Here is a 26,194-nt window from a genome sequence, read left to right as displayed (position 1 = left end):
CCACAGGAAACGGCCAGCCATGTCCAACAAGCCAGCCTCCCCGAAGACCGATGCCAAGCCGCTGCAGCACACCGCCGGCCTGACCGACACCGCCACGCTGCGCGCCAATGCCCGCCAGAGCATCGAGGACGGCGCGATCACCAAGACCTACAGCGCCGACCGCGAGGCGGTGATCAAGATGCTCAACGACGCGCTCGCCACCGAGTACGTGTGCGTGCTGCGCTACTACCGCCATTACTTCATGGCCGCCGGCATGCTCGCCGACGCGGTCAAGGCCGAGTTCCTGGAGCACGCGCAGCAGGAGCAGGCGCATGCGCACAAGCTGGCCGAGCGCATCGTGCAGCTGGGCGGCGAGCCGGACCTCAATCCGGATACGCTGACCGCGCGCTCGCACGCGGAGTACAAGGAAGGCGAGGATCTGCGCGACATGGTCAAGGAGAATCTGATCGCCGAGCGCATCGCCATCGACAGCTACCGCGAGATGATCAATTTCGTCGGCGACAAGGACACCACCACCAAGCGCATCCTGGAAGACATCCTGGCCCAGGAAGAAGAGCACGCCGACGAGTTCTCGGACATGCTGGAAGGCTGGATCGGCAAGTAAGCCGGTTCAGCGTTACGCCCTCTCGTAGGAGCGGCTTCAGCCGCGACAGGCCGTTTCGATGGCGCCTGTCGCGGCAAAGCTGCTCCTACTGTTTTTCTTTTCGCGCGATACGCAAATCTCAAGCTAAAGCGAAGGCTTTCGCCCTTGCGGGCGAGTTACTTTTCTTTGCTCACGCAAAGAAAAGGTAACCAAAAGAAAGCGCGCCCTGCCTTCGCGCCCTCCGCGCTGCGCGCTCCGGGTCCGCGAACCAGACGGGATCCGCGGAAGGGGCATCCTGCCCCTGCCGCGGACGGCGTACATCCATGTACGCCGCCCTTCGGGTTTTTCCCGCCGGTTCGCCGCTTCGGAAGGGAACCCGGCAAGTCAAAAGCAAGAGCAAGAGCGACAGCAACAGCCAAAGCCAAGCGACAGCCGCCCACAGGGACCGCAGTTATCGGTGTCCGGGAGCGATGTGGGAGGGACTTCAGTCCCGACTGCTTCCAAGGTCGGATCGCCCGTCTACTCTGATCGTCGTCGTTGCGTGACAGTTGGCTTCTACGAGCGCGCGTCACCGCTGCTCAACGCAACACCCGGAACCGCACCTGGGTCCAGGCGCCGTTGCTGGCCAGGGCGGTCAGGGTATGGTCGCCGGCGTCGGCGAAGTCGCGCTGGAAGGTGCGTGCGCCCTCGGTGCGGGCGATCCAGCGGCCGTCCAGCAGCCAGTCCACCGGGGTGCTCGTGCCCAGCGCGCGCACCTGCAGGCGCACCGTGGTGCTGCCCGGCGCGCGCGCCAGGGTGGCGCGGTCGTTGAGGCCTTCGATGCGCAGCACGTCGCTGCGGCCGCGGCCGTCGTCGCGGCAGTCCGGCGACAGCGCCGGCAATTGCCCGGCCTGGCGCTCGCTGGCGTGCAGCCACGGGGTCAGCAGCGCGGGCCAGCGCGCCAGGTCGCGGGTGATCGCCTCGTGCGGCTGCGCGCAGTCCGGCGACAGGCGCAGGCCGCTGTGCGCGTCCACCTGCACGGTCTCGCGGCCGGCGCTCCACAGCCGTGCGTCGCGCTCGGCGAAGGTCGGTGGCACCGCGCCATCCAACGCATAGGCGGAGAAGCGGCGTTGGCACAACGACGGCGGGGTCTGCTCGGCGGCGATACCCAGCGGCCAGCACACGTCCACCTGCTGCACCGTCGCCGGCATCGGCCGCGGTGCGTTGTCGCCGCGCAGGCGCGGCAGGCTGTCGATGGTCTCGAACATCAGCGGCAAGGCGGTCACCGCGCCGTACTGGCCGGGCAGCGGGGTGCCGTCGGGGCGGCCGACCCAGACGCCGACGGTGTAGCGGCGGGTGCTGCCGATCGCCCAGGCGTCGCGGTAGCCGTAGCTGGTGCCGGTCTTCCAGGCCACCCGCGGGCGTGCGCCGACATCGAAGGTGCCGATGCCGTAGCCAGGACGCGGATTGGCCTCGAGCATCTCGCGCACGATCCAGGCCGCGCCGGGCGACATCAGGCGCCGCTCGATGCGCTGGTCGGCCGCGCTGTAGCGCACGTGGCCGGCGATGCCGTCGCGATTGAGCGCGGCGAAGGCGCCGACCAGTTCTTCCAGCTTCGCGCCGGTGCCGCCGAGGATCAGCGCCAGGTTGGGCGTGCTGCCGCGCGGGAACCGCAGGCCGATGCCGGCGTTGCTCAGGCGCGCGGCGAAGCGCGCCGGCCCAACGCGGTCGAGCAAGTCCACCGCCGGCACGTTGAGCGACAGGCGCAGGGCGCTGGCCGCGCCGATCGGGCCGTTGAAGGCCTCGTCGAAATTGCCCGGGCGGTAGTCGCCGAAACTCTGCGGCGCATCGACCAGCAGGCTTTCGGAATGGATCAGGCCATCGTCCAGGGCCATGCCGTACAGGAACGGCTTGAGCGTGGAGCCGGGCGAGCGCCAGGCCTGCACCATGTCCACGTCGCCGAGCCGGCGGCGGTCGCCGAACTGCACCGAACCGATGTAGGCGCGCGCCTGCAGGTCGCGGTTGTCCACCACCAGCAAGGCCGCGGAAGTGCGCTCGGGCAGTTGCGAGAAGTAGGCGCTGACCCGGTCCTCCAGGGTGCGCTGCAGGTCGGCGTCGAGGGTGGAGACGATGTGCGCGGCGTGCGGGCGCTGCTGACGCAGGCGCTCGGCCAGCAGCGCGGCGTGCAGCGGCGTCTGCAGCGAGCGCGCCACTACCGGTTCGATACGCGCATCGTCGACCTGCGCGCGCGGCCACACGCGCAGCGCCACCATGCGTTCGAGCACCTTGTCGCGCGCCGCGCGCGCCGCCTCCGGATGCCGGTCCGGGCGCAACCGGCTCGGCGCCTGCGGCAGCACCGCCAGCAACGCCGCCTCGGCCTGCGACAGGCGCGCGGCCGGCTTGCCCAGATAGGCCCAGCTCGCCGCCTCCACGCCTTCGATGGTGCCGCCGTAGGGCGCGCGCTCCAGGTACAGCTGCAGGATCTGCCGCTTGCTCAAATGCACTTCCAACTGCAACGCGCGCAGGGCCTGCTGGGCCTTGCCCCACGGCGTGCGCGTACTGACCTCGGGCGGCATCAGGATGCGCGCCACCTGCATGGTCAGGGTGGAACCACCGGAGACGATGTGGCGCGAAAACAGCCACTGCTTGGCCGCACGCAGCAGCGCCCAGGGATTGACCCCGGGATGCTGCCAGAACCAGCGGTCCTCGTAGTTCAGCAGCGCCTGCAGGTACAGCGGCGAGACGCTGTCCGGGGTGGCCGGATAACGCCAGACGCCGTTGCTGTCGGCGAAGGCACGCAGCGGGGTGCCGTCGGCGGCCACCACTAGGGTCGAGGTGTCGCGCGACTTCGGCAGCTGCAGCGGGAACGCCAGGTCCAGCAACAACAGGCTCGCCAGCAGCGCCACCGTGCCCCAGCGCAGCCACGGCAGCAGGCGCATCCAGCGCCGGGGGCGCCGCGCGGCGTGCGGGGCGGCGGTGTCGTCCAGTGGCATGCGGGCTCCCGATGGAAGCGGCCATTTTGCCTGTTGCGGCGACGACGCGGCGAGCGGGATCGCCCCGGCGCGTACGGCGTCACCGGCGATATGCGGGCCGGAACACCGCCAACAGTTCGCGGTTGCCGCGACGCGATCGGACGCGCTGGTGCTTTTGTAGGAGCGGCTTCAGCCGCGACGGGGGTTATCGGGAACGCCCGTCGCGGCTGAAGCCGCTCCTACGACGGCATGGAACCTCCCGAAGACGCGCAATGCCAGCATGTGGCGCAAGGGTGGATCCCGCCGGGGCTCCCCTCCCACCCTACGCCAGCGGCAGGCGCAGCGTCGCCACGCTGCCGGGCGCATCGGTGCGGGCCTCCAGGCTCAGGCTGCCGCCCTGCGCTTCCAGGATCTGCCGCGACAGCACCAGGCCGATGCCCGAACCGCCGGGCTTGGTGGTGAAGAACGGGACGAACAGGTTGTCGCTGGGCGGCAGGCCGGCACCGCCGTCGCGCACTTCGATCCGCACATTGGCGCCGTCGCCGCAGGCGCGCAGCGTCACCGGCGCGCTGCCGCCGGCTTCCAGGGCGTTGCGCAGCAGATTGATCAGCACCTGTTCGAGCTGATCGGCGTCGGCGCGCGCGTGCAGCGCCGGGTCGATCTCCACGTGCACTCGTGCATCGTCCAGCAGCCGCTGCACGCGCGCGCACAGCGGCGCCAGCGCCACCGGCGCCGGGACCGGCGCGGGCAGCCTGGCCAGCCGCGCGTAGCCACCCAGGAAGCGCTGCAGCGCCGCGCTGCGCTGTTCGATCACGCCCAGTCCGTTGTGCAGGTCGGCCTGCAGTTCGGCGTCGAGTGCCTGCGGCGCGGCTGCCAGCAGCCGCGCGAGGGTGTCGGCGATCGAGGCGATCGGCGTCAGCGAATTGTTGATCTCGTGACTGAGCACGCGCAGCAGGCGGCGGAAGGCCTGCGCCTCCTCCTCGCGCAGCGCGCGCTCCATCGGCTGCACCAGCAGCAGCCGCCCGGCCTGGCTGCGGCTGCGCAAGGCGGCGTGGCCGATCTGCCAGCGCCCCTGCTGCCCGGCGAACGCATGCGCCTGGATGCTGCCCGACGGCACCTCGAACAGGCCGGCAAGTCCCAACGCCTGCGCGGATTGCCCGATCGCCTGCGGGGCGGCGACGCCGAGCAGGCGCTCGCCGGCTGGATTGACCAGGCGCAGGCGCTGGTCCTGCTCGAACGCGAACACCGCCCCGTCCAGCGCCGCCAGGGTCTTGCTCAGCAGTTGCAGGCTTTCGTGCGAATCGCGCTGTTCGTCCTGCAGGCGTTGCGCCAGGGCGTTGAAGCGCGCCAGCAGGCCGTCGGCATCGCGCGCGTCCTGCGCCGCACGCACGCTGTAGTCGCCTTCGCGCAGCGCGTCCAGCAGGCCACCGAGGGTGCGCAGACGCTGCCCGGCGTCGCGCTGCTGCCAGCGCCACAGCGCCGCGGTCAGCAGCAGCACGCACAGCAGCAACAGCACCGCCTCGGGCCACTGCGGCGCGCCGGCGGCGAGCACCAGCACCAAGGCCAGCGAAGCCGGCGCCACCAGCCACAGCGGCCGGAAGCGCTGTCGCTCAGCCGGCGTCATCGCTGCGCAGCCCGTGCTTGCCCAGGCGCCGGTACAGGCTCTGCCGGGTGATGCCGAGCTGGTCGGCGGTGCGCTGCAGATTGCCCTGGTGCTGCGCCAGCGCCTGCTTCAGCAGCAGCGCCTCGGCTTCTTCCAGGGTCAGTTGCGTCGACAGTGCCGGCGCGGCATTCGTCGCCGGCTGCAGGCGCAGGTCGTCGCTGCCCAGGATGCTGCCGTCGGCCAGCAGCGCTGCACGCTCCATCGCATGCGCCAGCTCGCGCACGTTGCCGGGCCAGGCGTAACCGAGCAGCGCGCGCTCGGCGTCGCGCGCCAGCGCCGGCAGCGGCCGCCGGTAGCGGGTGCAGGCGGCGGCGAGGTAATGCCGCGCCAGTGGCAGGATGTCGGCGCCGCGCTCGCGCAGCGGCGGCACGCGCACCTGGAAGGTGTTGAGCCGGTACAGCAGATCCTGGCGGAAGCGGCCGGCGGCCACTTCCGCCTCCAGGTCGGCGTTGGTCGCCGCGACGATGCGCACGTCCACCCGTTGCGTGCGCGAGGAGCCAAGTCGCTCGAACTCGCCGTCCTCGATCGCGCGCAGCAGCTTGGGCTGCTGCTGCAGCGGCAGGTTGCCGATCTCGTCCAGGAACAAGGTGCCGCCGTCGGCCAGTTCAAAACGGCCGGCGCGATCCTGGCGCGCGTCGGTGTAGGCGCCGCGCACGTGACCGAACAGTTCGGCCTCGAACAGGGTCGGCGCCAGGCCGCCGATGTTGACCTTGACGAAGGCCTGCGTGCGGCGCGGCGACCACTGGTGCAGCAACTGCGCCAGCAGGCTCTTGCCGGTGCCGTTCTCGCCCAGCAGCAGCACGTTGGCGCCGCTGCCGGCGATGCGCAGCAGATCCTCGACCAGGCGCTGCATCGGTGCCGATTCGGCAACGAAGCCGGCGGCGCCATCCTGCAGCAACAGCGCCTGCGCTTCGCCCAGCCGTTGCGCGGCGCGGCGGCTGCGGTCCAGTGCGATGCGACTCTCCAGCACCGCCAGGACCCGCGCGTTCTGCCAGGGCTTCTCGATGAAATCCACCGCGCCCTCACGCATGGCCGCCACCGCCAGCTCGATGCTGGCCCAGGCGGTCATCGCGATCACCGGCAGCCCCGGCCACTGCGCGGCGATCTGCGCGATCAACGCCAGGCCTTCGGCGCCGGAGGTGGTGTCGCGGGCGTAGTTCATGTCCACCAGCACCGCGGCGAACGCGTCGCCGCGCAGGCAGGCCAGCGCCAGTTCCGGCGACTCGGCGCCGACCATGCCGTAGCCGGCGCTTTTGAGCAGCATGCGCAAGGCCTCGCGCACGTCGGCCTGGTCGTCGACGACGAGGATGCGCGGCAAGGGCGGTGTGCGAGGGTCGGTCATGGCGCAGAGTCTAGCGGCCTGCCGCATCGAGAAACGAGGCGATCATTCGGCACGCAAGGCCTGCATCGGCGGCACTCGCGCCGCGCGCCGCGCCGGTGCCAGCGCGGCGAGCAGGCCGGCCGCGGCCAGCACCAGCAGCACCGCGCCGATCGCCAGCGGGTCGGCCACGCGCACCTCGAACAAGTACCGCTGCAGCAGCCGCGACAGCGCCATCGCCACGCCCAGGCCCAGCAGCAGGCCCACGCCGATCTGCACGCCGGCCTCGCCCAGCACCTGCCGCCGCAGCCGCGCCGGCGGTGCGCCGAGCGCGGCGCGCACGCCGAACTCGTGCTGGCGCGCGGCCACCGCCACCGCCATCACCGCGTACAGCCCGACCGCCGCCAGCAGCAGCGCCAGCCCAGCGAACAGGCCGACCAGCAGCAGGTTGAGCTTCTGTTCGCCGGTGGTACTGGCGACGAGCGCCTGCATCGGCTGCAACTCAGCGATCGGCTGCTGCGGCGCCACTTCGTCGATCGCCGCGCGCAGCGCGCGCTCGTCGGCACCGAGTGCGCCGGCCCGCAGATGCACCGCATAGGTCAGCGCGCCGAAGCCGCGGATGATCTGCCACATCGGCTCGCTCATCTGCGCCAGCGGCTGGTACACGGTCGGCTCCGGCGGCTCGGCCGGGCTGGTGTGGCGCACGTCGCCAACCACGCCGACCACGCGCATCGACACGCGCTGGTCGCCGCCGTCGTCGGGCAAGGTGACGATCTTGCCGAGCGCCTGTCCGTGCAGGTAGCGCGCAGCGAAGCTGGCGCTGACCACGCAGACCCGCTCGCCTCCGGCCACATCGCTGTCGGCGATCCCGCGCCCGGCCAGCAAGGGAATGCGGAAGACCTCCAGGAACTGCGGTGTGGCCAACCGGTACTGGCTGTCGACAGACGGCGCGCCATCGATCTCCACGCTCCAGCTCAACCGCGTCGCCGTCGGCGGATTGGTCGACACCCCCACGCGGTCGATGCCCGGCACCTGCTGCAGCCGCGCGACGATGCGCCGGGTCTGCTCCACCGCATCGGCCGCGGTGACGTAGCGCTCCTTCACCGGCGCCAGGGTGAACACCACCGCCGAGCGGCTCTCGAAGCCCATCGGCACCTCCGCCAGCTTCTGCAGGGTGCGGGTGAACAGGGCCGCGCCGATCAGCAGCACCACGGCGATGGCCACCTGCGCGATCACCAGGACACGGCCAAGGCGGCCGGCCTGCAGGCTCCAGCCGCCCCGCCCACCGCCAGCTAGTTCAGTCACCAGATTGCGGCGGCGGCCGCGGACGATGCCCAGCGCGGCGGCCAACAGCGCCGTTACGCCACCGGCGAGCAGCGCGAACAGCACACTGGCGCCGGTCAGGTGCGGGGCCTCGCCGCGCATCCACATCAGCGGCACCCAGCCGCCGAGCAGGCGCAGCCCCAGCCAGGCCAGGGCCAGTCCGGCAAGGCTGCCGAGCGCGCCGATCAACACGCCTTCGGCCAATGCCGGCAGGCTCAACCGCAGCCACGATGCACCCAATGCGGCGCGCACCGCGCTGTCGTGGCTGCGCCCGAGCGCGCGCAACAACATCAGGCTGGTGAGGTTGATCGCGGCGATCATCAGCACGCAGGTGGCCGCGGCGAAGAACAGCCACAGCGTGTTGCCGCTGTTGGCGTCGTACAGGCTGTCCTGCAGCGGCAGCGCGTTGGGCGGCCGTCGCTGCAGCGACGCCCACCACGACGCGTCCATGTGCGGGCTGTTGCGCAAAAGCGCCTGGAGCGTCGTCGCGGTCTGCGCGGACGCGGCGGCCACGCTGACGCCGGGCCGCAACCGCGCCACCACGATCTCGTTGGTGGACAGGTTGGTCGCGGCCAGGTCCGGCTGCATGTTGCGGATCAGGTCGAACGGCTCGGCCCAGGGGAACTCTGCCGGCAGCACGCCGACGATCTGCACCGGCTTGCCTTCCACCTGCAGGGTGCGTCCCACCGCAGACGGGTCGGCAGCGAAATAGCGTTGCCAGAAGCGATGGCTGAGGATCACCGCCTGCGGCCCGCCGGGCCGGCTTTCCTCGTCGTTGAAGTTGCGCCCGGCCGCCATCGGCAGGCCGAACGTGCGCAGGACGCCGGCATCGGCACTGATCGACGCGACCACCTCGCTGGCAGCGCCGCGGGCGATGTTGGCCGGCACCGGGAACCCGCGCGCGATGCCGATCGACTGCAGGCTCGACATGCGCCGCAACACCGGGTAATAGCCGGGTGCAGCGACGTTGCGGCCAGGGTCGCTGGACAGGCCGAGGGTGACCAGCCGTTCCGGCTGCGGGAACGGCAGCGGCTTCAGCAGGGCCTGGTCGAGCAGTGCGAACACCGCGGTGGTGGTGGCCACGCCCAGCGCCAGGGTCAGCACCGCCAGCAGCAGATAGCCCGGCCTGCGCGCGAGCGTGCGCCAGGATTGCCGCATCTCGGTCCACTGCAGGGCGGCGCTCATCGCGCCGGCTCCGCGGCGCGCACCGGCAACACGACATCCTGCTCGTGGCGCAGCCGCTCGAAGGTGTCCTCGTCGACGATGCGGCCGTCGAGCATGTGCACGATGCGCTGCGCGCGCCGCGCGAACGCCGGATCGTGGGTGACCATGCACAAGGTGGTGCCGTTCTCGTGCAGTTGCTCGAGCAATTGCATCACCGCCTCGCCGTTGCGGCTGTCCAGGTTGCCGGTGGGTTCGTCGGCGAGCAGGATCGCCGGATTGCCGGCTAGCGCGCGCGCCACCGCCACGCGCTGCTGTTGGCCGCCGGACAACTGCCCCGGATAGTGCTTGTGGCGATGCTGCATGCCGACCAGCTCCAGCACCTCGCGCACGCGCTGGCGGATCTGGCTGCGCTGGGCGCCCTCGCGGTAGGTCAGCGGCAGCGCCACGTTCTCTTCCACGGTGAGGTCGGCGATCAGGTTGAAGGCCTGGAAGATGAAGCCGATCTCGGCGTTGCGGATGCGCGCGCGACCGACCGTGTCCAGCTCGGCGACGCTGCGGCCGTTGAGCCGGTAGGTGCCGCCGCTGGGTGCATCGAGCAGGCCCAGGATCGACAGCAGCGTCGACTTGCCGCAGCCGGACGGGCCAGTGATGGCGACGAAATCGCCAGGCGCCACGTCCAGTGCGATCTCGGCCAGGGCGTGGGTCTCCACTTCCTCGGTGTGGAACACCTTGCTGAGCCCGTGCAGGTGGATCAGCGGCGCGGCGGATGGTGCGGATAGTGCGGTCATGCGGGATCTCTCCTGGTGAGGCTAGCGTAAGCGCAAGGTGGCGTCGGCATTCCACTGGCTGGTGTCGGACAGCACGACGCGATCGCCGGCGCGCAGGCCGGCGCGCACTTCGATGCGGTCACTGGAGGCGGCGCCGAAGCGCACGCGGATGCGCTGCGCGGTGTCGCCGCCGTCGCGCAGCACGAACAGGCTGCCGGCGGCGTTGGGCACGGCCAGCGCCGGGCGCGGGATGCTGACCACGTCGCGCAGCGTGCCGAGCACGATGCGGCCGTCCACCGACAGGTCCGGGCGCACGCCGGGCGGCAGCGGCGGCGTCAGCCGCACGTCGACCGCCACACTGCCGCTGCGCACCGCCGGATCGATCCGCGCCACCTGCCCGCGAACCACGCCGTTGTGCGTGTCCACCGCCACCGGCAAGCCTTCGATCACGTCCTTGGCCAGGAGTTCGGGCACCTGCAGGCGTGCCAGCAGGTCGTCCGGGCGCGCAACCCGCGCCAGCTTGGCGCCAGCCTCGACGCGCTGGCCCGGCTCCACGTCCACCTGCTGCAGGATGCCGTCGCTGCCTGCACGCACCTGCAGCGAGTCGGCCTGTTGCGTGGCGATGGCCAGCGCACTGGCGGCCTGTTCACGCCGTGCCTGTGCCGCGCGCAGTTGCGCGGCCATGTTCTGCCGGAACGCGGCCACGCGCTTGCGCTCGATCTCGGCGTGGCCGCGCTGCTGCGCCTCGACGATCTGGCTCTGGGTCAGGTCGATCACCGAGATCGCGCCGCCGTCGTGGCCGCGTTGGTAGGCCTTGGCCTTGATCTGCGCGATCTGCAACTCGGACTCTGCCTGCGCCTGCAGCGCCTGCTGGTCCAGCAGTTGCGAGGCCAGCGCGGCGTGCAGTGCGGCCAGGTCGGCATCGGCGGCGGCCAGCGCAGCGCGGGCGCGGTCCAGGCCGGCCTCCAGTTCGGGATTGGCCAACTGCAGCAGCGGCGTGTCGGCCTGTACACGCGCGCCGGCCTCGACCAGTTGCTGTTGCACCGTGGCCGGCGCCCCGGCGGTGATCCAGCGGATCTGCCGCGGCACCAGCACGCCGTTGGCGCGGACCTCGCGACGCATCTCGCCGCGCGTGGCCGCATCGATCCACACTTCGCTGCGTGCCACCCGCGGCGCGGCGCGGCCGCTGCCGAGCAGCGCCACGCCCAACAGCACCACGCCGATGGCGGCCGCCACCAGCCAGCGGCGGCGCTGGCGCCAGAACGAACGGTTCGGGGATTTCGCGATATCCATGCCTGCTGTGCAGCAGGCTGCGTGCCAAGCGCCGAACCACGCTAACGCATTGAATTACCTATGCTGCGCTGGCGACGCGCGCAATCGCCACGTCCGCAAGCGGTCGCGCACCGACCGATTCCGGACAGTGGCGCGGTCACGCGCGGCTCACGGCTTTTCCAGCGAGGCGCGATAGCGCAACAGCGCTTCCGGTTCGTCGGTCTGGAAGGCGCCGATGCCGGCCCGATACAGCCGCCCCCACACCGCCTGCGGATCGCGCACCGCATCGGCATCGCCACCGACCTCGGCGACGAAGCCCTCCCACAGCGTATTGACCAGCAGCCGCACCTGCCGCTGCTTGGCCAGTGCCGCCACCGCCGGCAGTTGCGCCAGACGCATCCGCGGCAGTTCGATCGCCACCGGCCGCACCTTGCCATCGGTCTGGGTGCGCACGGTCTGCACCAGGTCGTCGGTGCCCGGCGGGTTGAGCAGCACCGGGGTGAAGTTGATCCGGTCGAACGGCGGCATCGATGCCAGATTCTGGCTGGCGACGCCGACCTCGGTCTTCACCACCACCTGGCGCTCCATGCCGGCGCGGCGCACCGCCTCGACCACCTCGGCGTAGATCGGCGCCTTGACGTCGAGGTTGAGCATGATCCGGCCCTTGGCCGCGGCCAGCATCTGCTGCAGGGTCAGCGGATGCTGGTCGGTGAGCGGCGCGTCGGCGCCGCCCTCGTCGTCGCGCAGGCGCAACCGCGACAGTTGCGGCCAGGTCAGTTCGGCGACCTTGCCGGTGCCGTCGGTGGTGCGGTCGACGGTGGCGTCATGGAACATCACCAGGGTGCCGTCGCCAGCGCGGCGGATGTCGGTTTCCAGCATGTCCACGCCCAGCGCCACGCAGCGCTCCAGGCCCAGCAGCGAGTTCTCCGGCGCATGCCCGGCGAAGCCATGCGCCGGCGCGGGGTTGTGGCAGCCGCGGTGGGCGACGACGAAGATGCCGCCGTCGGGATTGGCCAGGCGCGCCTGGATCGGGGCGATGGCGGCCACGGCCGGGGCCGTGGCGGTCAGCAGGGCGGCAATGACCGCGCCGCGCGAGAAAAGCAGGTTCATGGAAGGTCTCCGGCAACGGTCACAGCGACGGGGTGAAGCGCAGGCCGAGCCAGTAGGTGGTCGGCATCGAATAACTGTCTTTCAGCAGGTTCTCGCCGGGGCCGGTGAAGCTGGTGAGGCGGCTGTGGGTGACATTGCTGATCTGGCCGAACACGCTGAGCTGCTTGCTCACCGCCCAGGTCGCCGACAGGTCCAACTGCGAGCGCGGCGCCCAGTACAGATCCTGCCAGGCGATGTTGCTGACGATGGCGCGCAGCGCCTTGCCCTGGCGGTTGTAGGCCGCGCGCAGCTCCACCCCGCCGACGGTGTAGAACAGCGAGGCATTGGCGGTGTAGCCCGGCTGCCCGACCAGACGATCGACGGTGCGCTGGCTCTGCACCAGGTTGGGCGCGCTGCCGCTGGTGAACGGCACGTCCATGCCGCCATCGAGCAGCGCCAGGTTGGCGCTGGCGCCCAGGCCGGACAGGGCCGGCACGCCGGGGAACAAGGTGTTGAACACCGCGCTCAGTTCCAGGCCACGCACGTGCGCCTTGGCGGCGTTGGCCGGGGTGCTGATCAGCACGTTGGAATAGGTGGTGCCGTTGAAGCTGAACTGGTCGGTGCGCGAGAGGGTGAAGATCTCGTCCTGGATGCGCTTGTCGAACAGCGCCGCGGCGAGCATGCCGTCGAAATCGTCGGGCAGGCGCCACTCCAGCGACAGGTCCAGGTTGGTGGACACACGCGGCTTGATATCGGGGTTGCCGATAGTGACGGTCACGCCCTGCGCGTTGGGATTGCCCATGTCGCTGCTGTTGACGAAGCCGATCGAAGTGCGCGCGGCGTAGGCGTCGTAGGGCGGACGGCCCAGCGTGCGGCTGGCGCCGGCGCGCAGGTCCAGGCGGTCGTTGACGTGGTAGGTCATCACCGCCGACGGCAGCACCTTGGCGTAGCGCGACTCGGTGGGCGCATCGACGTAGACGTAGCTGCCGGTGGCCGCGTCCAGTTGCCGCTGGCGGCCGACCGTGGACTGGTCTGTATGGTCGTAGTGCAGGCCGGCTTCCACGTCGAAATCGTCGGCGCGATAGCCGACCAGGCCGTAGGCACCGAAGATTTCTTCGCGATGGCTGAAGTTGTCCTGGTTGCTGAAGGCGCTCTGGTCGGTGCGGTTGAACGCGCTCAGCGGGGTGGCGCTGAGGATCTGGTTGGCCTTGTCCGGATCGATCGCGATCAGGTTCAGGCCCAGGTAGCGCATCGGCGCGTTGGACGGCGCCAGCACGTCGGCGATCTTCAGCGGCGGGGCGCTGCGGTTGGGCTGGTATTCGACGCGGTAGATGTCGAAGCCGGGTTCGTCGCGGGTGTAGCTCAGGCCGCTGCCGAAGCCGACGCCGCGGTCCATCTCGCCGCGGTTGAAGGCGTAGTCCAGGCGGCCGGTGAGCACCTTGTCGCGCGCATTGCGCTGGTAGTCCGGGCGCCAGTACAGCAGGCTGTAGTTGTCGTAGTTGTAGTACGACTGCGCCGACATCGGGAAGCGCTGGTTGAGCGCAGAGGTGTCGTAGTTGAAGCCATAGGCCGCCGTCGGCACCACGGTGACGCCGGCGCCGGTCTGCCCGGTAGGCACCGCCGCCGGGCGCTGCGCGCCGGTGACGTACTTGATCATCTTGATCGGTTCGGCATAAGTGGCATCGGACCAGGACGCGCGCGCCGACAGCACCTGCCGGTCGTCCGGGCGCCACTCGAAACCGGTCTGGCCGAGCTTGGTGCGGGTGGTGGTGATCTGGTTGGAGTAGCCCACTTCCACGTCGCCGACCGGGTACGTGCCGCTGGTGGCGGTCTGGTTGTAGACGCGGTTGCGGTTGCGCGGATCGAGGATGATCTCGTTGCGCTCCATGTTGTCGCGGAAGTAGTAGTAGCCGGCCATGGCGTAGGCCTGCAGGGATTCGCTCAACCGCGCCTCGAACTTGCCGGTGAGACCGTAGCGGTCGCGCTTGTCCATCACGTACCAGTACTTGTCCTGCTGCGGCACGGCCCAGCCGTTACCCAGGTTGTTGCCGCTCTGCAGTACGCCGCTGTTGTCGTAGAACCCGTAGTGCACCGTGTCGGTGGTCATGTGGGTTTCGGTGTAGCTGCTCAGCGTCTGGTAGTTGCCGGACAGGGTCAGGCCGTACTGCCCTTCGCTGCCGAAGGTGCGGCTGCCGGTGGCGAGCAGGCGGTAGCCCGGGTCGTCCTGGTCGCGCGGCTTGCCGACGTCGTTGGCATGGCCCAGCGAGGCCTCGGCGGTGAAGAACGGCTTGCCGCCGTTCTCGAACGCGCTGCGGGTCTTGAGGTTGATCGCACCGCCGGTGGCGTTCGGGTCCAGGTCCGGGGTGAAGGTCTTGATGACCTGCAGTTCGCTGACCATCGAGGCCGGCAGGATGTCCAGGCGCACGCCGCGGGTGATCGAGCCGAGCGTGCCGTTGGGCGTGCCCGGCGAGGCCACCGTCAGGCCGTCGATGGTGACGTTGTTGTAGGACGGGCCGAGACCGCGCAGCACCGGGGTGGCGGCCTCGTCGCGCGGATGTTCGTTGTCGGTGGCCGGCAGCACCGACAGGCCGGGGATGCGGCGCAGCGCCTCGACAATGGTGGTGTCGGGCAGCGCGCGCACGTCGGTGGAGCTGACCACGTCGGTGATGTTGGTGGCCGCGCGCTTGCTCTCGATCGCGGCGGCATTGGCCTTGCGCACGCCGGTGACCATCACGCTGGACAGCGTGGTGGTGCCGTCGTCGCTGGTGGCGGCGTTCGGCGCGGTATCGGGCGTGGAGGTTGGCGTGGTGTCGCCGACTGCCGGTGCGGTGGCGGCCGCGACGGCGCCGGCGTCGGCGGCGACCGTCGCCGTGGTGGATGCGGCGTCCTGCGCCAGCGCGGCCTGGCAGCTGGCGGCGAGCGCGCAGACGATCAGCGCGCGGCGCCGATGGGTGAGTGGTTGCATGGCGATGTCCCCTGGTTGACCGAATTAAGTAACTTAAAGTTCGTTATTTAATCCCAGGGATATGACGGAGCGATGGCGGTCAGCGGAAAGCCTGGCGACAGCGCACGCGCGGCGGTGGCCAGACGTCTTCACGGTATCGGCGAACGGCAGGCCGCTCGCAGGGCGTGGAGCGGCCCATGGCATCGCTGCCGGCGCAACGGCGCCGGTACCGTGATCGTCAGAGCGCGGCGACGGCGCGGATCAGGTCGCTGGCGCGCGCGGCGGCAGCAGGCCCAGTGCGACCAGGTCCTGGCGCAAGGTGACGGCGTCGCGGAACTGCAGCGCATGCATGCCGGTGGCCGCGGCGGCGTGCACATTGCGCGGCGCGTCGTCGATGAACACCGCACGCGCCGGGTCGATCGCATACCGTTCGCACAGCAGCGCGAAGATCGCCGGGTCCGGCTTGACCAGGCGCTCCTCGCCCGACACCAGCACGCCTTCGAACCACTGTAGGAACGGATAGCGTTCGCGCGCGATCGGGAAGGTCTCGTGCGACCAGTTGGTCAATGCGTACAGCCGCACGCCCTGCCCGCGCAGTTCCTCCAGCACCGCCACCGTGGCGTCCAGCGCCCCGCCCAGCATCTCCGGCCAGCGCGCGTGGTAGGCGGCGATCATCGGCGCATGCGTCGGATGCAGCGCGCTCAGTTCGGCCACCGCGTCGTGCCATGGCCGCCCGGCGTCCTGACGCTCGTTCCACTGCGGGCTGCAGACCTCGCGCAGGAAGGTTTCCATCGCCGCCTCGTCGTCGAACAGGCGGCGGTACAGATGGCGCGGATTCCAGTCGATCAGGACACCGCCGAGATCGAACACCACGGTGTCCAGGTGGGGTGCGGCAGGCGGGGAGGATGCGGGGGGCATGACAGGCTCCAGGAACGAGAGGGGGACGCAGCGACGGACCAGGCGTGCGCCGGCGGCGGCGCGCTGGGTGCGGCGGTCATGGTAGCTGTCCCTTCTGGCTGACAGTGCTGGCCGGCGTCCCTTCATCGCCGGCCCTTAGGGGGTTGGTGCGGCGTTGCTGGTGGGCGTCCCTGGCGGTCGTACCCTCACCCCCGGCCCCTCTCCCGGGGGGAGAGGGGAGTCAGGCGGCTTCCCTCGCGGTCTGACCCTCACCCCCGGCCCCTCTCCCGGGGGGAGAGGGGGGCTTTCCTCAGGGCTGCACGACGTTGATCGTGCCGGGGTTGCTGCGGCCCACCCCGCGCAGGTCGGGGCGGTACATGTCCTCGACCAGCGACGGCGGCACCGTGTAGGTGCCCGGGGTTACCGCGCGTACCAGGTAGAACACCTGCGCCTTGCTGCCCGCCGACAGGCTCAGCGCGGCCACGTAGCGGTCGTCGCGGAACTCCTCGTGCTTGACGTCGGCGGCGTTGGAGCGGTCGCTGATCTCGATGCCGTCCACCACCACGTCGGCCCACTGCTTGGCGTCGCCCAGGTTGAAGTTCTCGATCTCCAGGCCGGCCGGCAGCAGGTCGGTCAGCAGCGCGTCGGGCATGCCGGTGTCGGAGGTGATGGTGACGCGCACGATCAGCGCCTCGCCCTCCTTCAGCGGCTGCGGCGTCCACGGCTTGCCGTCGGTGCCGTAGAAGCTGCGCTCCACCTTCAGCGTGCTGTCGTCGGCCACCGGCGGGGTGCGCGGCACGCCGGCGATTTCCAGGCTGGCGTACAGCGGCGGCTTGCCCTGCGGCACGAAGTGCACGCCGCGCGCCAGCTCTGCCTCGCCGAACTGGCGGCCGAACGCCTTGGCCGGGGCGATCGCCTCGCTGCTGTCGCCGATGCTCAACTGCCCGGACACCTGCGCGGTCTGGCTGTTGAGCAAGGCCTTGCCCATGCGCGCCAGCGCCACCTGCTCCTGCGTGCTCAGCCACAGCCAGCCACCGCGGCGGCGCGCGTCCAGCTCGCGGCCCAGCGCCATCACCCGTGCGTCGTACTCGGGCTTGGCCAGGCCGCGCTCGTGCAGCAGCGCGATCATCAGCGCATCGTCGCGGACCACGCTGCCGTAGTCGCCGAAGTAGCGCGGCCGGTCGGCGCTGTCCTTGGCGAAACCGGCGGCGATCGCCGCTTCGCCGCGCTTCTTGTCGCCCTGCAGCGACAGCGCCACGCCCAGGTGCACCAGCGACAGGCCGGTCAGCGCCTTGCCGCGGTCGTTGTCGTACAACGCGCGCAGCGTGCCCAGCGGCGCGCGGTTGACCCGCGCCAGCACGTAGCCGGACCAGGCCTGGTTGGCGAACTTCAGGTTCTCGCGGCGGTCCTGGCCGTAGAAGTTGTTGCCGCCGGACAGCAGGTCCTCGCTGAGCCGGTTCAACGCCTTCTGCAGCACGTTGTCGGGCACCGCGAAGCCGGCGTCCTTGGCGTCGAGCAGGAACTCGGCGATGTACGGGGTCAGCCCCGGATTGACGTAGCCGTCGTCGCCCCACATCGAGAAGTGGCCGCTGGACACCTGCATCGAGGCCAGCCGCCCGAACGCGCCTTCCATGCGCGCGCGGCGCGTGGCCGCGTCCAGGCCCTTGACCCCGAGCAGGCGCGCGGTGGCATCGTCGAGCAGCAGCGCCGCGTAGCCCTTGCTGGTGGTCTGCTCGGCGCAGCCGTAGGGGTATTCCAGCGCGCCCTGCAGGGCGCTGGCGAACGGGATCGGCGGCAAGGCGCTGACCAGCATGCGCGCGTTGACCGAGCCGGCCATCAGGCCTTCGGCATCGCTGGCGCCCAGCGTCACCGGCGCCAACGGGTCGAGCACGCGGGTCTGCGTGCGCAGCACCGACGGCCACGCCGCGCGCACCGGCAGGTCGTAGCGGCGGTCGGCGGCATAGCCATTGCCTTCCACCCGCACCCGCACCTTGGCCACCGTGTAGCCCTCCTGCGCCACCAGCGGGAAGCTCAGCGTGGCCTTGCCGTCCTTGCCCAGCTTGGCGCTGCGTGCGTTGTCGGCGATCGCCAGCGGGCCTTCGCCATCCACCCGCACCTTGAACTCGCCCGGCTGGCCGGTGAAGTTCTGCACGTCCAGGGTCACCGTGCTGCGGTCGCCCGGCGCCATCACCCGCGGCATGCTGGCCTCGGCCACGATCGGCGCGCGCACCAGGGTCTCCACGTCGCGGTTGCCGTAGCGCTCGTCCGAATAGACCAGCGCCGACACGCGCAGGGTGCCGTTGAAGTCCGGCACCGGCAGTTGCACGCGGGCGTTGCCCTTGGCGTCGAGCTGCACCGGGCCGGAGAACAGGTCTACCGTCTGCACCCGCGCGGTCGGACGCTTGGCCTGCGGCAATGCCGCCAGCGCCATGTCGCCACCGAAGCGCAGCTTGCCGGTGCCGCCCTCGAAGCTCTCGATCACCCGGCCGTAGATGTCGTAGGCGTCCACGCCCAGGCGCCGCTGCGCGAAGAACTGCGCGTTGGCGTCGGGCACCGGGAAGCGGGTGATGTTGAGGATGCCCACGTCCACCGCGGAGATGGTCACGTGCGCCTGCTTGCCGGCCAACTCCGGCACGCTCACCGTCACCGGCAGCGGCTGCTCCGGGCGCATCTGCTTGGGCGCGACCAGGCCCACCGCCACGCGCCGGGCCTTGCGGTCCATCGGCACGTGGGCTACGCCGACCGCGCGCGCCGGGGTGATCTTGCTCGGCGCCGAGCCGCCGCGGAACACCAGCGCGGTGACGTAGACGTCGTGCCGCTCCCAGTCCTTGGTCACCGGGATCTCAAACGTGCTGCCCGGCTTCACGTCGATGTCCTGCACGTACAGCATGCGGTCGCTCTCGACCATCAGCAGGCCGGGGCCGGCGTGCGGCGGGGTCAGGGTGACCTTGAGCGTGTCGCCGGCCTTGTAGCCGGTCTTGTCCAGCGCCAGCTTGACCTTGTCCGGGCGCGCGTCGAGGCCGCGGTTGTCGTCGTTCCAGCTCCAGCCGGCATGGAACGGATAGCGCGTGGTCAGGCCGGTGGCCGGGTCGAACACGTCCACCCGATACTCGCCCCACTCCACCGGGAAATCGAACTTGGCGGCGCTGGCGCCGGCATCGACGGTGAGCGTCTGCTTGTTCTCGAAGCGACGGGTGAAGTCGTAGTCCCAGCGGTTGTCGGTGAACGCCCAGTGGTAGTCGCGCAACTCGCGCACCAGGGTCACCTTCAGACCCTTGGCCGGCTGCGGCTTGCCCTGCGCATCCACCCGCATCAGCTCGAAGCGCGCATTGGCGTTGGCGTCGGCGCCGTCCTTGTCGTCGAACAGCGGGCGCACGCCGACCAGTGCCGGCGCCGGCCACAGCACGCGCTTGAGCGTACGGGTGACGGTACGGCCGCCGGTCTCGTACACGCTGGCCGAGACCAACGCGGCGATGGTGCTGGTCGGCTTGGCCTCGTCGGGCAGCGCCAGGTCCTCGCTGAGCTTGCCGTCGGCGCCGAACTCGGTATCGACCACGTCCTTGGCTTCGCGCGGCAACTGCAGGGTCGGGTCGCCGAAGAAGTAGCCCGGCAGCGCCTCCACTGGATGCTGCTCGACCGCCACCGCCAGCTTGGCGGTGAAGCGGTTGCCCGCGGCCGGGGCGCCATACAGGTAGGCGGCAGTGGCCTGCAGCTTGAACGGCTCGCCCGGCTTGAGCGTCTTCTGCGCGCTGTCCAGGTCCAGCTTCATGCGCTCGGGCAGGAACTCCTCGATACGCAGGGTCATGCCCTGCACCGCTTCCTTGCTGGTCGGGTCGGTGCGGAACTCCACCTGCCAGCGCCCGGTCGGGGCGTCGGCGGGGATCAGTTGCTCGAAGCTGAAATAGCCCTGCTCGCCCGGCTGCAGCCGGGTCTCGCGGAAGATCTTGCCGTCGGGCTGCTTGAGCCGCAGGAACACCGGCTGCGCGCCCTTGCCGGTGGTCGGCACCGGCTTGCCGTCGTTGTCGCGCAGCAGCGCCGACACCCGCACGGTCTCGCCGGGGCGGTACAGGTCGCGGCCGGACCAGGCGAACACGTCGAACCAGGCGTTCTCGCGCCCGGCCACGGCGAACTCGCTCAGGTCCAGCGCCGGCTGGTTGAACGGCAGCATCGACAGGTCGGTGCCGCTGCGCGCCACCAGCACCTGGCCGGCGTCGAGCGTGTAGTTCAGCAGCGCATTGCCGTTGTCGTCGGTCTGGCCCTTGAGGAACAGCTCGCCGTCGGCGTTGAGCACGCGCAGTTCCACCTTCTTCAGCGGCTCGCCGCTCTGCAGCGAGGCGGTGTGCACGAACAGCTTGTCCTTGTAGGCGCGCGCGTGCAGGCCAATGTCGCTGACGGTGAAGAAGGCGGTGTCGTACTCGTTGTCGAACTTGCCGGGGCGACGCAGCACCGCGAAGTACAGGCCGGGCGCCTGCAGTTCCTTGATCTCCTGGATCGGCAGGTAGGTCAGCGCGCGCTCGTTCTTGTCGCCGCCGAGCACGAAGCGGTTGGTATAGACCGAGTCGGCCAGTTGCGAGATCGGGGTGTGGTCGCCGTAGTCGCTGTCCAGCTCCCAGGTGCCGCGTCGGCCGCCGCGCTGGTACTGGGCGAAGAACGCCGGCAGCGCGCTGTCCTTGACCCGCATGAACTCCACGTCCACTTCCGGCACGTTGAGCGAGACCACCGGCAGGCCGCGGCTCTCGCGCGCCGGCAGCACGCTGCCCTGCGAGGCGAAGCCGACCGCCGGGGTCAGTTCGCCGGTGTAGACCTTCTGCTTGAGCGGCTTGCCCAGGCGGCTGCCGTCGGCGGCCAGCAGGTCGGCCGAGATCACCACGGTGTAGTCCTTGGCCGCCTCCACGTAGGGGTAGCGCAAGGTCTTGCCGTCGTCGGACAGCGACCAGGCGCTCTCGTCGGTGCCGACCTTCTCCTCGAAGCGCAGCAGCTTGTCGAAATCCTGGGTGCCGACCAGCGGCCGCGAGAACTCCAGCGCCAGCGACAGCCCGTCGCCCTTTTGGTCGGGATAGGCGCGCACCAGGCCGAAGCCCTTCATCGCTTCCTTCTGCCCCTTCACCGGCTCGCCGCTGGCCTCGGGCAACTGCCCGGATTCGTTGCGCTTGCAGCCGCCCAGCGCCAGCGCCAGGCCCAGCAGCAAGAACGTCCCCATCAACCCCGCGCGCAGGCCCGCCCAGCGCCGCTTCGAATCCGTGTGCATGCGTTCGCTCCGTGAATGTGGCGCGAGTATAAAGCGCCGGCGCGACGGTCAGGAGGGGCGAAGGCGCACCATCCGTCGGCGTTTTCGCGGCAGGCTGCCGTCGGTGCGGACGTCCCTCCCGCCACGGCACCACCGATCGCCATGGAGCCCCTGTAGGAGCGGCTTCAGCCGCGACGGGCCTTACCGGGAACGCGGGTCGCGGCTGAAGCCGCTCCTACCCCCTGGATGAGTATCCGCGCACCCTCGCTTCGAGGTCATGTAGGAGGGACTTCGGTCGAGACGCGACGGCGCTGGGTGTACCGATGGCTCCACGCGTCGGGACTGAAGTCCCTCCCACAGGGGAGCCAATCCGATCGCCCATGCCGACAGCACCCACGACACGCGTCCTATGTGGGAGGGACTTCAGTCCAGACTGCAGAGCAACAGATCGGCCAGCGACTCCGCTCGTCGCAACGACACGTCAGCGCAGCACCCGCTGCATGTACAGCGCGATCAGCCGCGATCGGTCCAGCGCCAGGCACACCTGCGCGTTGGCCGCAGCCCCCGGCGCGTCTGCCGTCGGCGTCTCGCGGGTATAGCCCTTGTCGTCGACCACGATGCGCAGCGGCACGGTCGGGCACAGGCCCGGGTCGAGCAACTGCGCCACCGGCACCACGTCGAACAGGGTCGGGGTGGCGCTGGCCCAGGGCTGGTCGGTGTCGCGCCACTGGTAGTAGAGCTGTGCCAGCGCGTCGGTCAGCGGTTCGCCATGGGCGAACAGCGCCACCCGCTCCGGCTCCTCCAGGGTCACCTGGGTGGCGTCCAGCGGCAGCATCACGATCGGCACGCCGGCGCCGAATACGCGCTGCGCAGCGGGGATGTCGGCGGCGATGTTGTATTCGGCCGCCGGCGGACTCGGTGGGCGGTAGCGCGACTTGCCGTAGCCGACGCGCACCGAACCACCCATCAACACCACCTGCTTGAGCTGCGCGAAACCGGCCGGGTCGCGCTGCTGCGCGCGCGCCGCGTCGGTCAGCGGGCCGAGCACCAGCAGGGTGACGTCGCCGGGATGGCGCCGCGCCTGGTCCAGGATGAACTGCGCCGCATCCGGCGCCTTGCGCGGCAGCGTACCCTTCGCCGCCCAGCGCGCCTGGCTGAAGGGAATCGTGCTGTCGGTGCGCTGGCCGATCGCCAGCGGGATGTCGTTGCGCCCGGCCTGCTGCAGCAGCCGCTGCAGCAGTTGCGCGCGCAGGCCGGTGTCGCCCCAGGCCGAGGCGATGCCCAGCACCTGCAGCTCCGGGCTGCGCAACAGCAGCGCCAGCGCGAACGCATCGTCGATGTCGTCGCCGACGTCGGTGGACACCACCACCTTCTGCACCGGCGCGGTCGTCGTTGGCGGTGGCGCCGCCACCGCATCGGCCGCCCAGGTCGCCGCGATCAGCAGCGCTGACGCCGCCCATTGCTTCAGCACGCGCATGCGCGTCTCCCAAAAAAGAACCGCCGGCATGATAGCCGGCGGTCGGTGTTGCAACGGCGAGGCCGCCGATCAGAAGTTGGCGCGGAACTGCGCGCCGACGATGCGCGGATCGTTGATGAAGCCGGTGAGGTTGTTGAAGTCGATCGCACCGGTGGCGCGGATCTGGTTGGTGCAGTTGCGGCAGAACACCGAGACCTCGTACGCGCCGGCGCCCCAGTTGTAGCCGATCTTGGCACCGCCCTCGAGCAGCGGCTGGCCGACGAACTCGCGCGAGTCGTACAGGAAGAAGTTGATCTCGCTGCGGTAGGACCAGTCGGTGAAGAAGAAGAACTCGGCGTCGTCGCCGACCGGGATGCCGTAGCGCAGGGTCGCGTTGCCCATCCACTTGGCCGCCTGCGGCAGCACGTTGCCGTCGATCAGCGCGCGGCCGGAGGCGTTGATCGGATCGGTCACGGTGCAGGTGCGGCACACGCCCACCGACAGGGTCGGGTCCTCGATGCGGGTCCAGTTGTAGGCGCCGCCCAGGGTCATGCGCAGGTTCTGGGTCAGCAGCGCTTCGAAGTCGAACTCGGCGCCGCGCGCCTTGGAGGCCTTGGCGTTGAGCAGGCGCACGTCGTTGGAGGTGCCGCCGACCGCGGTCAGCTGCTGGTTCTTCACCTTGAAGTCGTAGACGTCGAAGCTCAGGCGCGCACGCTTGTCGAACAGGTCGGACTTGATGCCGATCTCGTAGGAGTCTACGGTCTCCGGCGCGGCCACGGTCAGCGGCGCGGTGGCCGACGGCACGCCGAAGCTGGCGCCGCGGAAACCGCGGGCGGCGCGCCCGTAGACGTTGACGTTGTCGTTGATGGTGTAGGTGGCGCTGAGGTCGCCGGTGACCTTGGAATTGTCGGTGCTGCCGCTGGAGGGCTGCTGCAGGGTCACGCGGTCCAGCGCGAGCACGTCGAAGGTCTTCTTGTCGTAGGTGTAGCGGATGCCGGCGCGCAGGTTCAGACGCTCGGTGGCCGCGTAGTTCAGCGAGCCGAACGCCGCCCACGAGGTGTTGCGCTGGCGGGTCAGCTGGTAGCTGGCCAGGGTGCCGCCGGCCAGGGTGTTGTAGGTGTAGTTCTCGCCTTCCACCGAATCGTTGAAGTAGTACAGGCCGGCCTGCCAGTTCAGCGGCCCGGCGTACTGCGACTCGGCGCGCAGCTCCTGCGAATACTGGTCCAGGTTCTTGATGCCGCCGGCGGTCTCCACCGGGAACGGGATCACCCCGGGGCCGGACGGCGGCGCGAACACCGCGCCATAGCCGCCGTCGATGTCGCCGCGGCTGTAGTACTTGCCGATGCCCTCGTAGCCGGTGATCGAGTGCAGCACGATGTCGCCCAGGTCCCAGGTCAGGTTGGCGCTACCGCCGTAGGTCTGCAGTTCCTGGGTGTTCTTGCCGTCGATGGACACCTTGTCCGGGTCGAAGCCGGCGACCAGCTGGTTGGTGCCCGGCTGGAAGATGTTGGCGCGGAACAGCCGCGCGGTACCGTCGAGGTGGCGCGCGTGCGCGTTGAACAGCGCGCTGAAGTCCTCGCCCGGCTGGAACAGCACCTGCAGGCGCACCGCCGAATCCATGTAGCCTTCGAAGGAGCGGTTGTCGACGGTGTTGTCGACCCAATCGCCGCGGCGCTGGCCCAGCGCCGACAGGCGCGCGGCCCACTTGTCGCCCATCGCCACGCTCAGGCCGGTTTCCATGGTCATGGTGCCGTAGGTGCCGTAGGACAGGCTGGCGTAGCCGTCGTTGGCGCCGATGGTCGGCTTGACCGAGTTGAACTTGACTACGCCGGCGGGGGTGTTGCGGCCGAACAGCGTGCCCTGCGGACCGCGCAGCACTTCCAGGCTCTGCAGGTCGAAGATCGGGAAGCCCTTCAGGAACGCGTTCTCGGCGACCACGTCGTCATAGATCAGCGATACCGGCTGCGAGGCGTAGGTGTTGAAGTCGGTGTTGCCGTAGCCGCGGATGTAGAAGCGCGGGAACACGCGGCCGTTGGACGACTCGACGTTGAGGCTGGGCGCCTTGCCGGCCAGCACGCGCACGTCCGAGCCGCTGGTGGCGATGGCGTCCAGGTATTCCGGGCGCAGCACGCTGGCCGACACCGGCACGTCCTTGGAGTCCTCGGCGCGGCGCTCGGCGGTGACCTTGATCGTGTCCAGACGGGCGACCCCGTCGGTGCTGTCCGCCTGCTGGGCGGCGGCGGGGAACGAAAGCGCGGAAACGACGGCAACGGCAAGCGCACTGGCGCGCAGCGACCAACTGGCAGACATGGGAACTCCGGGATGGGTGGGCGTAATCGGGAGCGCGCCGAGTCCTTGCCGCGCCGCAGCATAATTAACACAAAATATACATCCTGTGGCGACTGGCGTCATCTGCTGGGGTGGGGATTTGGGATTGGGGAGTCGGGATTGGCAAAAGCGGGGGCTGGCGGCGGCTCGCCTGCCGGCCTGGGCCGGCCTCCCTTCTCGGATTGCGGTAGCCGCTTTTCGTCGCGTCGGGACTGAAGTCCCTCCCACAAGGACATGCACAGCGCGCGGTCGCCGGCACCGGCACCGGCACCGGTGCCGGTGCCGGTGCCGGTGGCGGTGGCGGTGGCAGAGCATGGGACCGCGACATGCCCTGTGGGAGGGACTTCAGTCCCGACGCGCGAAGTCCTCAGACTCCAGACCGCTTTGGCGCACCGGTGGCAGCAACACGCCGCGACGACGCTCGATCCATGGCACACCGCTCTTCCAAGCGACCACGCCAAACCGCACGTCCTGCGCCCGCGGCCGAAAGGCCAGCAGCGCAAAAGGCCATACGCTGGCGCAAGCCCACCCGGGCCGCACGAATCGCATCGCATGCCGCGCGCCGCTTCACACAGCGACCGCTGCCGACGTCTGAAGAGCGCGCATCCGCGCTGCCCTGGAGAGACCCCGATGTTCACACCCCGATCCCTGTCCCTCGTCGCCGTGCTCTGCGCGACGCTGCTCACCTGTTCCGCCCAGGCCAAGACCTGTACCACGGTCGACAACATCGTGGCCAGCACCGCGTCGGACACCGCCAATCGCGACGCTGGCGGCACTGGCGGGCATGTCGGCCTGCACATGCAGAACGCCACGACGCCGCTGCCGCCCAGCGGCGCGCAGAGTCAGCTCGGGAAATCGGCGTTCGCCAACTGGGCGACGTTCCAGGGCGTCTTCAACAACTGGGCAGCGGCCAAGACCGGCAAGCACGTCGACTGCGGCACTAGTGGCGGCGCGAAGGACATCGTCGATGCGGCCAGCGTCGGCATCACCGCGGGATGGGCCTGCACCTCCGCGGACGGGGACGGCATCTGCACCAACTGGCGCAAGTTCAAGCCGGTCAAGGTCTGCTTCTGGTACGCCAATTCGAGGACCACGAACGGCAAGTGGCTGCTCAACACGGCCTACCCGTCGCTCAACGCGGACTGCAGTTGAGCGGACCCGCCACCGTTGATTGCGCCGTGCGGCGCTGGCGCCTCCGCACGGCCTGCCGGC

At 70.2% G+C, this 26,194-nt stretch carries 14 protein-coding genes; 2 read left to right on the top strand and 12 right to left on the bottom strand.

The features are described from left to right. Positions 1-19: 19 nt before the first annotated feature. Entirely contained in the window at positions 20-604 is a 585-nt protein-coding gene (locus AC1PLR_RS05180) for a ferritin-like domain-containing protein (RefSeq protein ID WP_019801047.1), read from the top strand. A 557-nt stretch (positions 605-1,161) separates the two neighbouring features. On the opposite strand, the gene pbpC is transcribed toward AC1PLR_RS05180, so the two are convergent. The 12 genes from pbpC to AC1PLR_RS05120 form a co-directional block, all read right to left on the bottom strand. Beyond that, a complete protein-coding gene (gene pbpC / locus AC1PLR_RS05175) occupies positions 1,162-3,555 on the bottom strand; it encodes a penicillin-binding protein 1C (RefSeq protein WP_481102871.1) in 2,394 nt (797 codons plus the stop codon). 301 nt (positions 3,556-3,856) lie between these two features. Then, positions 3,857-4,345, bottom strand: coding sequence for a sensor histidine kinase (locus AC1PLR_RS05170; RefSeq protein ID WP_481100839.1), 489 nt, complete (start codon positions 4,343-4,345; stop codon positions 3,857-3,859). Positions 4,346-5,144: 799 nt separating this feature from the next. Further along, positions 5,145-6,539, bottom strand: a complete 1,395-nt coding sequence (locus AC1PLR_RS05165) for a sigma-54-dependent transcriptional regulator (RefSeq protein WP_481102870.1) — start codon at positions 6,537-6,539, stop codon at positions 5,145-5,147. Positions 6,540-6,581: 42 nt separating this feature from the next. Then, on the bottom strand, positions 6,582-9,023 hold the full coding sequence (locus tag AC1PLR_RS05160; RefSeq protein ID WP_481102869.1) for an ADOP family duplicated permease: 2,442 nt from the start codon (positions 9,021-9,023) through the stop codon (positions 6,582-6,584). After that, positions 9,020-9,790, bottom strand: coding sequence for an ABC transporter ATP-binding protein (locus AC1PLR_RS05155; protein WP_481102868.1), 771 nt, complete (start codon positions 9,788-9,790; stop codon positions 9,020-9,022). The genes AC1PLR_RS05160 and AC1PLR_RS05155 overlap by 4 nt, the downstream gene beginning before the upstream one ends. A gap of 21 nt (positions 9,791-9,811) precedes the next feature. Then, the gene (locus AC1PLR_RS05150) at positions 9,812-11,062 is read right to left on the bottom strand and encodes an efflux RND transporter periplasmic adaptor subunit (RefSeq protein WP_481102867.1); all 1,251 of its coding nucleotides are present in this window, start codon (positions 11,060-11,062) and stop codon (positions 9,812-9,814) included. A 147-nt stretch (positions 11,063-11,209) separates the two neighbouring features. Next, positions 11,210-12,151 (bottom strand): glycerophosphodiester phosphodiesterase family protein, encoded by a 942-nt coding sequence (locus tag AC1PLR_RS05145; protein WP_481102866.1) that lies wholly within the window; start codon positions 12,149-12,151, stop codon positions 11,210-11,212. A gap of 19 nt (positions 12,152-12,170) precedes the next feature. Next, positions 12,171-14,861: a TonB-dependent receptor gene (locus AC1PLR_RS05140; RefSeq protein ID WP_481103529.1), complete on the bottom strand. Its 2,691-nt coding sequence runs from the start codon at positions 14,859-14,861 to the stop codon at positions 12,171-12,173. Between the two features lie 474 nt (positions 14,862-15,335). Then, a complete protein-coding gene (locus AC1PLR_RS05135; RefSeq protein WP_481102865.1) occupies positions 15,336-15,992 on the bottom strand; it encodes an HAD family hydrolase in 657 nt (218 codons plus the stop codon). Positions 15,993-16,281: 289 nt separating this feature from the next. Next, on the bottom strand, positions 16,282-21,171 hold the full coding sequence (locus AC1PLR_RS05130; protein WP_481103528.1) for an alpha-2-macroglobulin family protein: 4,890 nt from the start codon (positions 21,169-21,171) through the stop codon (positions 16,282-16,284). 508 nt (positions 21,172-21,679) lie between these two features. Continuing rightward, positions 21,680-22,669: a nucleoside hydrolase gene (locus AC1PLR_RS05125; RefSeq protein ID WP_481103527.1), complete on the bottom strand. Its 990-nt coding sequence runs from the start codon at positions 22,667-22,669 to the stop codon at positions 21,680-21,682. Positions 22,670-22,744: 75 nt separating this feature from the next. Further along, a complete protein-coding gene (locus AC1PLR_RS05120; protein WP_043092898.1) occupies positions 22,745-24,964 on the bottom strand; it encodes a TonB-dependent receptor in 2,220 nt (739 codons plus the stop codon). A gap of 570 nt (positions 24,965-25,534) precedes the next feature. On the opposite strand from AC1PLR_RS05120, the gene AC1PLR_RS05115 reads away from it, so the two are divergent. Beyond that, on the top strand, positions 25,535-26,134 hold the full coding sequence (locus AC1PLR_RS05115; protein WP_481102864.1) for a hypothetical protein: 600 nt from the start codon (positions 25,535-25,537) through the stop codon (positions 26,132-26,134). Positions 26,135-26,194: the final 60 nt, after the last annotated feature.

The organism is Xanthomonas sp. NCPPB 3570, from assembly GCF_056725115.1.
The sequence above is the reverse complement of the archived record's forward strand: the minus strand, read 5'-3'. Positions and strand labels throughout refer to the sequence as shown.